Origin of the sequence: Armatimonas sp. (assembly GCF_043760365.1) — a bacterium.
Classification (GTDB): Bacteria; Armatimonadota; Armatimonadia; order Armatimonadales; family Armatimonadaceae; genus Armatimonas.
The window spans coordinates 1-10,081 of sequence record NZ_JAYUPA010000745.1 but is presented as its reverse complement, the minus strand read 5'-3'; the positions used below and the strand labels follow the sequence as shown (position 1 = coordinate 10,081).

At 60.1% G+C, this 10,081-nt stretch carries 8 protein-coding genes and 1 pseudogene; 7 read left to right on the top strand and 2 right to left on the bottom strand.

Annotated elements, in window-relative coordinates; genetic code table 11:
- From ACH2EH_RS17745 to ACH2EH_RS17735, 3 genes are all read left to right on the top strand, one after another.
- Positions 1–1,931: glutamate synthase-related protein (locus tag ACH2EH_RS17745; RefSeq protein ID WP_395143674.1), on the top strand; the 1,931-nt coding region annotated here is incomplete at its 5' end.
- A gap of 25 nt (positions 1,932–1,956) precedes the next feature.
- Positions 1,957–2,442 carry a nuclear transport factor 2 family protein gene (locus tag ACH2EH_RS17740; RefSeq protein ID WP_395143672.1) on the top strand — a complete coding sequence of 162 codons (486 nt, stop codon included), beginning with the start codon at positions 1,957–1,959 and terminating at the stop codon, positions 2,440–2,442.
- Positions 2,443–2,610: 168 nt separating this feature from the next.
- A complete protein-coding gene (locus ACH2EH_RS17735) occupies positions 2,611–3,603 on the top strand; it encodes an NAD-dependent epimerase/dehydratase family protein (protein ID WP_395143670.1) in 993 nt (330 codons plus the stop codon).
- Positions 3,604–3,764: 161 nt separating this feature from the next.
- Here ACH2EH_RS17735 and typA read toward each other — a convergent pair whose 3' ends face one another.
- Positions 3,765–5,579 (bottom strand): translational GTPase TypA, encoded by a 1,815-nt coding sequence (typA, locus tag ACH2EH_RS17730; RefSeq protein ID WP_395143668.1) that lies wholly within the window; start codon positions 5,577–5,579, stop codon positions 3,765–3,767.
- 110 nt (positions 5,580–5,689) lie between these two features.
- Between typA and ACH2EH_RS17725 the strand changes: the two genes are divergently transcribed.
- Entirely contained in the window at positions 5,690–6,712 is a 1,023-nt protein-coding gene (locus tag ACH2EH_RS17725) for an alcohol dehydrogenase catalytic domain-containing protein (protein ID WP_395143666.1), read from the top strand.
- A 38-nt stretch (positions 6,713–6,750) separates the two neighbouring features.
- On the opposite strand, the gene ACH2EH_RS17720 is transcribed toward ACH2EH_RS17725, so the two are convergent.
- A complete protein-coding gene (locus tag ACH2EH_RS17720) occupies positions 6,751–7,518 on the bottom strand; it encodes a hypothetical protein (RefSeq protein ID WP_395143664.1) in 768 nt (255 codons plus the stop codon).
- A 113-nt stretch (positions 7,519–7,631) separates the two neighbouring features.
- Between ACH2EH_RS17720 and ACH2EH_RS17715 the strand changes: the two genes are divergently transcribed.
- From ACH2EH_RS17715 to ACH2EH_RS17705, 3 genes and pseudogenes are all read left to right on the top strand, one after another.
- Positions 7,632–9,080 (top strand): DUF1501 domain-containing protein, encoded by a 1,449-nt coding sequence (locus tag ACH2EH_RS17715; RefSeq protein WP_395143662.1) that lies wholly within the window; start codon positions 7,632–7,634, stop codon positions 9,078–9,080.
- 8 nt (positions 9,081–9,088) lie between these two features.
- Positions 9,089–9,652, top strand: coding sequence for a Uma2 family endonuclease (locus ACH2EH_RS17710; RefSeq protein ID WP_395143660.1), 564 nt, complete (start codon positions 9,089–9,091; stop codon positions 9,650–9,652).
- 11 nt (positions 9,653–9,663) lie between these two features.
- A pseudogene (locus ACH2EH_RS17705) lies at positions 9,664–10,081 on the top strand (hypothetical protein); the annotation flags it as partial.

Sequence of the window (10,081 nt, the reverse complement as noted above, 5' to 3'; positions counted from 1 at the left end):
GCTCGATCAGCCGGGAGAGCCACGAGGGCCTCGCGATTGCCATGAACCGCATGGGCGGAATGAGCAACACGGGCGAGGGCGGCGAGGACCCGGCACGCTACACCGACGAGCGCCGCAGCAAGATCAAGCAGGTCGCTAGTGGCCGCTTCGGGGTGACCACGCACTACTTAGTGAACGCTGATGAGCTACAGATCAAGATGGCGCAGGGAGCAAAACCCGGCGAGGGCGGCCAGCTCATGGGGCATAAAGTGGACGAGTACATCGGCAGTATTCGCCGCTCGACCCCGGGCGTCACTTTAATCTCGCCACCGCCGCACCACGATATCTACTCTATTGAGGACCTGGCGCAGCTCATCTTTGATCTGAAGAACGTGAACCCGGCGGCGCGCATTTCGGTCAAATTAGTCGCTGAAGTGGGCGTCGGCACAGTTGCTGCCGGCGTGGCTAAAGCGCATGCGGATCATATTCTCATCTCGGGCTACGACGGTGGCACGGGCGCGTCGCCGCTGAGCTCGCTCAAGCACGCCGGAGTTCCCTGGGAGCTGGGCCTTGCCGAGACGCAGCAAGTGCTGGTGCGCAATGAGCTGCGGGGCCGCGTGCGTCTTCAGGCCGACGGTCAGCTCAAAACGGGCCGCGATGTCCTAGTCGCCGCGCTGCTGGGGGCCGAGGAATTTGGCTTCTCCACGATGCCTTTGGTGGCTCAGGGGTGCATCATGATGCGTGTCTGCCATCTTGGCACCTGCCCGGTTGGCATTGCGACGCAAGATCCCACGCTTCGGGCGAAGTTCTCCGGTAAGCCCGAGCACGTGATCAACTACTTCTTCTTTGTCGCTGAGGAAGTGCGCCAGCTCATGGCCGAGCTGGGCGTTCGCACCCTAGACGAGCTGATTGGGCGCACCGAGTACTTAGAGACCAGCGAGGCCGTGCGCTACTGGAAGGCGCGCGGCGTGGATCTCTCCACGATTCTGGTGGGAACACCGTTTGCAGGGGCAGGCGTGGCGACCCGAAAAGTGGAGGAGCAAGATCACGGGCTAACGGGCGCACTAGACTACAAGCTGATCGAGCAGGCGAAGGCCGCGCTGGAGGATGCGCGGCCAGTAAAGTTCACGATGCCGATCTTCAATCATAATCGCACGTGTGGAACTATGCTCTCGGGGGAAGTGGCCAAGCGCTACGGCGCGGCGGGCCTCCCGGACAATACGATCAAGATTGACTTTACCGGCTCGGCGGGGCAGAGCTTCGGGGCGTTTCTCGCGCCAGGAATGCAGCTCACGCTGGTCGGGGATGCCAACGACTACGTCGGCAAGGGAATGTCGGGGGGGCGGATTATCGTGCATCCACCTCAAGAAACGACGTTCGAGGCGTCCGAGAATATCATCGCGGGCAACACGCTGCTCTACGGGGCAACCGGTGGCGAGGCCTACTTGACCGGGGCTGTCGGCGAGCGCTTCTGTGTGCGCAACTCCGGTGCCGTGGCGGTAGTCGAGGGCGTGGGCGATCACTGCTGCGAGTACATGACCGGCGGCATCACCGTGGTTCTGGGCCGTACGGGCCGCAACTTTGCGGCGGGAATGTCCGGCGGGATCGCGTTTGTGTATGACCTCAAGGGCGGTTTCCCCAAGCGCATCAACCAGGACCTTGCCGCAGGCTGTGGGCCGGTGACGGGCCACGATGTCGCACTGATCCGAGAACTCTTCCCCACGAATCTGCCGTCCATTTTGCGTGAGGCGGTTTCCGGCGACGATGCGGGGGTGCTCCGGGAGCTTATCGAGGCACACGTGAAGTACACGGGCAGCAAGCGCGGCCAGGCGTTCTTGGACAACTGGGAAAACGAGCTACCCAAGTTTGTGAAAGTGATCTCGCCCGAGTATCAGCGCTTGCTCGCCAATCGCAAGGCCGCGCTTGACCTCAAGGCGCTCTCGGTAAATTAGGGGCGCAATCGGCTATAATCTGCCCATGAGAATGACTTTTCTTTTTTGCGCGGCTCTGGTCGCGCCCGCTCCGGTCTTTGCCCAGCAAGCCACGCCCGCGCCGCAAGCCACGCCGCAGAAGACTCCTACCCGTGCGGAGGCAATTGCCGCTGCCAATGACGCGGACACGAAGCGTATTGAGGCGCTGGTGAAGGGCGATATGGCCGCGCTCGAAGCGATCTTCACCAAGGACATGGTCTACACGCACTCCAACGGGAAAGTGGACACCAAAGAAACACTGCTGGAGTCTCTGAAGACGGGCGCGACCAAGTACCTCTCCCTGGTGCTTTCTGAGAAGAAGCACCAAGTGTATGGCAATACCGTGATTGTCACAGGGATTGCTGAGGTGAAAGTCAAGTCGGGTGAGAACGAGGTGGCGTTTAAGGCACGCTTCACCGAAGTCTGGACACGGCAAAAGGGCGAGTGGAAGTTTGCTCTCTGGCAGACGACGCGCCTCCCCGAGACGAAGTAGTCCGCCCCGCGCCGTCGCCCAATAGAATTAGGCGTCGAGGTGGCGTTCCGCCGCAAAGCCCGTTCCGGGCTGGGGATAGGGTAGCCCGGCACGGGCTTTGCGGCACGCAGTGCCACTTAGACGCCCCATTTCATGGGGCGGAGGACGAGCGGCCATCAGGAGAAAGTCATGCGTGTTTTATATATCGGTGGCACAGGGATTATCTCGTCGGCCTGTGTAGAGGAATCCGTGCGGCAGGGGCAGGAGGTCTTTCTGCTCAACCGGGGAAGCTCAAAGACGTATCTCCCGCCGCCGGGTGTGACAGTGATAACCGGGGATGTGAAGGGGGAGCAAGAGGGGGTTCGTGCTGCACTGGCAGCGCATGCGCCCTTTGATGCCATCACGGACTTCATTACGTTCACCCCTGAGGACTTGGAGGCACGGCTCGCGCTGTGTGAAGGACTGACCAGGCAGTTTGTTTTTATTAGCTCCGCCAGTTGCTACCAGAAGCCGCCAAAGTGTTATCTGATTACAGAAGAGATGCCTCTGGAGAACCCGCACTGGCAGTACTCCAGAGATAAAATAGCCTGTGAGCAGCTTCTCCGTAGCCAGAGCACGCTAAACTACACGATCATTCGGCCTTCACTAACCTACGGCCATGCGAACTTGCCGCTGGTCTTGAATAGCTGGGCGCATCCGTGGACAGTGGTGGAGCGTCTGCTCACGGGCAAGCCGGTGATCGTCCCGGGTGATGGCACGTCGCTGTGGACCAACACCTGGAACGGAGACTTTGCCAAGGGGTTTGTGGGCTTGCTGGGCCGCTCCGAGGTTTATGGCGAGGCGTTTCATATCACTAGTGATGAAGTGCTCTGCTGGAATCAGCTCTTTCAGACTGTGGCGGATGCGCTGGGTGTGACTCCCGATTTTGTCCATATACCGTCGGACTTTTGTATGAAGCTTTACCCGGACTGGGAGGGGACACTGATCGGAGACAAGGTCAACTCGGTGGTGCTGGACAATAGCAAGCTGAAGCGCTTCGTGCCGGGCTACAAAGCCGAGGTACTCTGGGCCGAGGGCGTGCGCCGCTCACTGGAGTGGTTCAAAGCAGACCCAACCCGGCAGAGCACGGATCCTGAGGTGGACGCACGGCAGGACGCGGTGATTGCGGCGTTTCGGCGGTAGAAAACCGACTGATGACTCGCTCCCATGAACGGGAGCGTCTTATTGTCCTCGTACCTCGGACACAAAGGCCGTTCCGGCCATCTGAATACCCATGGGCGGCACGCCCTTCGTGTCGGAGCCCGCGACGACAATAAGACGCCCCGGTTCATCGGGGCGGAAACTTAATCGCCCTTTTCGGAGCGCTTACGTAGCTTGAAGTTTAGTTCGCGCTTACGCATTCGGACGTTCTTGGGTGTGACTTCCATTAGCTCATCCGGGCCGATGTACTCTAAACTACGGTCTAGGTTCATGTCCGTGGGCGGAGTGAGACGCACCGAGATATCACTGTTAGACGCCCGCATGTTGGTCAGCGGCTTGAGCTTGGTGACGGACATCACCAGATCGCCCTCGCGCTGGTGACGGCCCACGATCATGCCCTCGTACACTTCGATGCCGGGGCCAATGAAGATCTCTCCGCGGATTTCCGCGTTGGTCAGTCCGAAGTTGGTGGTCATCCCAGACTCATTGGCGATCAGGCTGCCCTGTGAGCGGTGCGGAACCGGCCCGGCCCAGGGAAGATACCCCTCAAGAAGCGCGGACATGATTCCCGTGCCCCGGGTGAGGGTTAAGAAGCGTGAGCGGAAACCTAAGAGGCCACGGGTGGGAATCACAATCTCCAGGCGCGTGTCGCCTCGGTCGGACTGCTGCATGTTCATCAGCACCCCACGGCGCTCACCCAGTGCTTGGACAATTGCGCCAGAGTACTCCTCCTGGAGCGAGATGAAGACACGCTCAAAGGGCTCTAGCTTCTCGCCTTTCTCCCCGGTTCGCGTAATGACCTCGGGCATAGACACTTGCAGCTCGTAGCCCTCGCGGCGCATGGTCTCGATCAGCACCGCTAAGTGAAGCTCCCCGCGTCCAAACACAATAAAGCTATCCGGCGTCTCGCTCTCCTCAACCTTGAGGCTGACATTGGTCTCAAGCTCTTTGAAGAGGCGCTCACGCAGCTTGCGGCTGGTGGAGAACTGCCCCTCGCGGCCCGCGAGCGGCGATGTATTCACCCCAAAGGTCATCTTGAGTGTTGGCTCGTCCACGGTGGGCGGCGGGATCTGCTGGGGATTGTCGCCTGAGGCAATTGTCTCCCCAATCGTGATCTCCGGCAGGCCCGTGATGGCGATAATATCCCCCGCAAAGGCCGCTTCCACCGGGATGCGCTTCATGCCCTCGTAGACAAAGACACTCTGGAGCTTGGTGGTGTAGCGTGAGCCATCGCGCCGGAAAACCGTCACGGGCTGGTTGGGGCGCAGTGTTCCTGCAAACAGTTTCCCGATTCCCAGACGGCCCAGATACGGATCGCCATCAATGGTGGAGATCATCGCCTGCGTGGGATCGTCTTTGGTACCGAGAACCCGAGGCTCGGGAACGGTGGCCAGAACCGTGTCGAAGAGTGGCTGGAGGTCTACCGCATCGGCGTAGTCCTCGTTGAGCGACGAGCGGCCATCGAGTGCGGTGGCATAGACCACCGGGAAGTCTAATTGCTCGTCGGTAGCACCCAGCGCATGGAACAGATCGAAGGTCTCGTTGACCACCCAGTCCGGGCGGGCATCGGGGCGGTCCATCTTATTGATCACCACAATGGCTTTATGCCCGGCGGCGAGCGCCTTCTCTAAAACAAAGCGGGTCTGTGGCATCGGGCCGTCTACAGCGTCTACCAAAAGCAGGACGCCATCCACGACCAGCAGCACGCGCTCGACTTCTCCGCCAAAGTCCGCGTGACCGGGCGTGTCTACCACATTGATCTTGTGGCCCTTGTAGACCAGCGCGGTGTGCTTGGAGACAATGGTGATGCCGCGCTCACGCTCCTGGTCCATGCGGTCCATCACCCGCTCGGCGACTTCCTGGTTCTCGCGGAAGACTCCGCCCTGCTTGAGCATCCCGTCAAGGAGGGTCGTCTTTCCGTGGTCAACGTGGGCGATGATGGCAATATTTCTAAGCATAGTAAACAACCTGACATGAAAATACCCCCGCAGGCGCAAGCCGTAGCGCGGAGGCAACTTTGTATTATACCATGGCAGGAGCGGAGCGCACCTTTGCCGAATCAAGGAGCATGAAAGTAATTTATGTGGAGACCCCGGATGGCACCGTCTCCGTGCGTGATGTTCAAGAGCCGCCGCTGCTAACGGACTACGACTGCCGAGTCGCGATTGTGTACGGGACGATCTGCGCGGGCACCGACGGGCACATTCTGCACGACCGACTGCCCTGGGACATGCCCTATCCCCTGGTGCTCGGGCACGAGAGTGTCGGGCGCGTGGTGGAGCGCGGCCCCAAAGTGCGGCACCTGAAAGTGGGCGATCTGGTCGCACGCGTGGGAACCGCTTCCGCCGCCGACGGAAGCTGGAATATCGGCTGGGGGGGCTTTGCGGAGTTTGGGTTCTGTCGGGACTGGCGTGCGATGCAGGAAGATGGCGTGGAGAAGTCGGAGTGGGACGATTACCGCATCCATCAAGTCATTCCGGGCGACATTCCCGCCGAGGCCGGGCCGCTCTTTATCACCCTCCGCGAGACCCTGAGCTACACCCAGCGCCTGAGGATCGGGGAAGGAACGACGCTCCTTATTGTGGGCTCCGGCGGCAATGCTCTGGCGTTTGTGGCCCATGCAAGATGCCTCGGCGCGGAGCAGATTGTCGTGATTGGGAGCGCTGCACGCGAAGCTGTCTTCCGCGAGGCGGGCGCGACAGGCTACGTCAACTACAAGGCGCTGGGGCAGATCACTCAGAAATTTAATCGCGTGATTGACACCGTGGGTAAGGAATCCTCCAGCGATGATATTCTGCCGTTTCTGGCCGACGGCGCGATCCTGGGGATCTACGGCCTCGATGACTGGGAGAAACTCATTCTCCGTCCGGCACGCACCACGGCGACTTTTACGATCTACCAAGGCGGCTACGACGAGCCCGAGACCCATGATCAAGTGGTGGAGGGGTTTCGTGCGGGAGCCTACAAGCGCGAGTGGTGGACCGGGGAGCCTCTCTTTACACTGAACACTTTCACCAACGCGCTGGCCGCTATCGAGCGTCGGGAGCTGATCAAGCCGCTGATCCGGGTGCACATCGCCGGAGGCACTTAGTGCCTCCGGCAATATCCGGCAATAATGGGCTTTTGTGGCTACTGAACCGTGACGAACTCCGTGTAGCGGAAGTCGTAGGAGTCGGTGGTGGCGTTGTAGTCCGCACGGAACTTCGTGGGGTAGAGCGTGGGAGCCGCCAGCCCGAAGCTTGTGGGTTTGGGAACGGGTAGAGTGAAGGACTCCTTGGAGAGCATCAGCTCCTGCGTTACCATCGGTTCCACAAACACTACTTTTCCATTGAAGTAGCCCTGGATCATCGTCTTGATGAACTTGCGCTCGCCGTTTAGGGCGGTGGCGTCCTCTGCTGTGATCGCGTGCGTTCCCATCTGCGGCACGGCACCCGGCTCCATGATGTAGCCTGCCGGGAGCACCACGGAGCTCGCCTGAGAGGCCGGGTCTACCGGGCCGTAGGTGCGGATCGTGGCGTCGGGGACATTGTAGAAGTGGACATCGAAGTGCGGGGTGGTGTAGTACGCGCCCGGATGCCCATTAGGATTCGCATGGAGCGCCAGGGTATTGAAGAACGTCTTCTGACGAACCATCTCCGGGTACTTCAGTGATGCCACGGCACCCAGAGGGCCATCGCCCGGGGGAGTTGTCGCTAAGTTCCTGACGAGAGTCATCGGGATGGTCGCGCCGACCTCGGAGATCTCTCCACTGCTGTCTACCATCGCCCAGGTCTCTACCTTGCCCGTTCCAAAGGCGCGGCTCTCACCGACCATACGACTGGCATTCAAGCTGGTACCGCCGCAGCCCGCAAGAGAGAGGGCCGCAAGCGCAGTAAGCGAAATATTTGTTCTTGTCATCCTAGATAGTTCCTTTTTAGCTAGTGGCATCTCTGCCATTCGTTATTATAGTACCCAAGCTACAGAGCGATAAACCCTATCGGTCCTTGGTGACTTTGCGGTAAAATACCTCCATGAGTAATCAGAAAAGTCGCGCTTGCCATCGGTTTCAGCGCGCCGTCTCGCGCCGTGAGCTGCTCCAGACCAGTGCCTCGGGTTTTGGGATGCTCGCGCTTGCTGGGCTTCTCGCCGACGAAGCCCGTGCGGAGAACCCGCTCGCGGTCAAAAAACCGCACTTTGCGCCTAAAGCCAAGCGGGTGATTTTTCTCTTCATGCACGGTGGCCCCAGCCAGGTGGATACGTTTGATCCTAAGCCGCTGCTCACCCGCGACTCGGGCAAGCCCTACGCCGGTCAGCGTCCGCGCGTGGTCTTCGCCCAGACCGGCAACTTACTCGGCTCACCGTGGAAGTTCAACCACTACGGCAAGTGCGGCACCGAGGTCAGTGATCTGTTTCCGGAAGTGGGCAAGTGCGTGGACGAGATGTGCGTGATTCGCTCGCTGCACGGTAGCAACCCGGCGCACGGCGGGGCACTGCTCAAAGTCCACACCGGCACCGATGTCGGGATTCGCCCGTCTATGGGCTCCTGGGCGGTCTATGGCCTAGGCACGGAGAACCAAAACCTGCCAGGCTACGTCACGATCTGCCCGACTTTGGGGCACGGTGGCGTCCAGAACTGGAGCTCCGCGTTTCTGCCCCCGTGGACCCAGGGCACCCCGATTGGTAATGCGTCGGTGAAGGCCAAAGAGGCCAAGCTCGCCCATCTTGGCAACGCGGATGCCACGGCGGCGCTTCAGCGGCTTCAGCTCGACAATCTCCATGACTTAGACTCCGAGCAGCTAGGCCACTGGGGCGTGGACCCGGTTCTCGAAGGCCGCATCCAGAGCTTCGAGCTGGCGTTTCGCATGCAGGTGGAAGCGCCCAAGTTGATGGACATCTCTAAAGAGACGCAAGCAACTCTGGATCTCTACGGCATTGACAAAGACCCCACGGACAACTTCGGGCGGCAGTGTTTACTCGCGCGGCGCTTCTGCGAGGCGGGCGTCCGGTTTGTCCAAGTGACGCACTCGTATAAATGGGATCAGCATGGTGATTTAAAGAACGGTCACACGAAAAACGCCGCCGAAGTAGACAAGCCGATTGCCGGTCTGCTCCGCGATCTGAAGCAGCGCGGTTTGCTCGAAGACACACTGGTGCTCTGGGGCGGTGAGTTTGGGCGCACTCCCACGGCGCAGGGCGGCGATGGGCGAGACCATAACCCGCACGGCTTCACGATGTGGATGGCGGGCGGCGGCGTCAATCCCGGCACGACCTACGGCTCCACCGACGACTACGGCTGGTTTGCCGAGGGCGACAAGTGCCACATCCATGACCTGCACGCCACGATGCTGCATCTGCTGGGCATTGACCACACCAAGCTCACCTACCGCTATGCCGGGCGCGACTATCGCCTCACGGATGTTGAAGGCGTCGTGGCCGCCAAAGTCCTCAAAGACCCCAGCTCACTGAAGTTTGTAGTGTAGACAAAAAAATGAATGGTGTTCTTACTCCAACTCCCACCCACCGCAAGCGCTGGACGCGCGAGGACTGCGCATTTTTGGAGCGCTCTGGCCTCTTGACGGGTAAGTGGGAGCTTCTTGATGGAGAGATTGTTGTCAAGATGCCGCAGAACTACCCACATGCCAACGCCGTGAGCTTTTTGCTTGCCTATTGCCTCTCTCTGGTAGGGCCTGCGCGAGTCCGCACGCAGGCAACGATGGAAATCCATGAAGCCGATCAGAGTCTTAATCGCCCGGAACCTGATGTTGTGATTCTGCGCGAGCCTGTGCGGCGCATTCCCTTGGCAAGTGATGTGCTTCTCGTTGCCGAGGTTTCCGATAGCACACAAGCCGATGATTTCGGGCACAAGGCCATGCTCTACGCCCGTGCAGGAATCCCCGAGTACTGGGTGCTCGATGTCGCTCGTGAGCTTCTGGTCATCTTCCGCCAGCCTGAGGACAGTGAGTACACCCAGCGCATTGAACATCACGTCTCCGACAGCGCCACGCCGCTCTTCACGGATCAAGCGGTGCTTGTCTCAACTCTTCTTCCCTAAAAAGTGAAGTGATGCCGGAACACTACGAGCGCCGCGAAGACCTCAAAGACGAGGCTACGGGCGCGTTGGAGGACGGCGATTTGACGTTAGCACGCCAGCTTGCCCAGGAGTGGCTGGCGGCGGACTCCGACCCGACTGCTTGGCACTACGGCAATACGATACACAATGCGAATCAGCTCCTGGGACTGATTTCTGTGCGTGAGGGCGATTTGGATTCCGCGAAGCGCTACTTGCTCGCGGCAGGAAACACGCCTGGCTCGCCGCAGCTTGACTCCTTCGGGCCGCAGATGCACCTCGCCCAAACTCTGCTGAGCCGGGGCGAGCGTGACATCGTGCTGGAGTATTTGGAGCTTGTCACCCGGTTCTGGGGGATGCACAAACCTACAAGTAATCTCCTTTTCGTACTCCTGTTTCGCTACAATCTCGCCC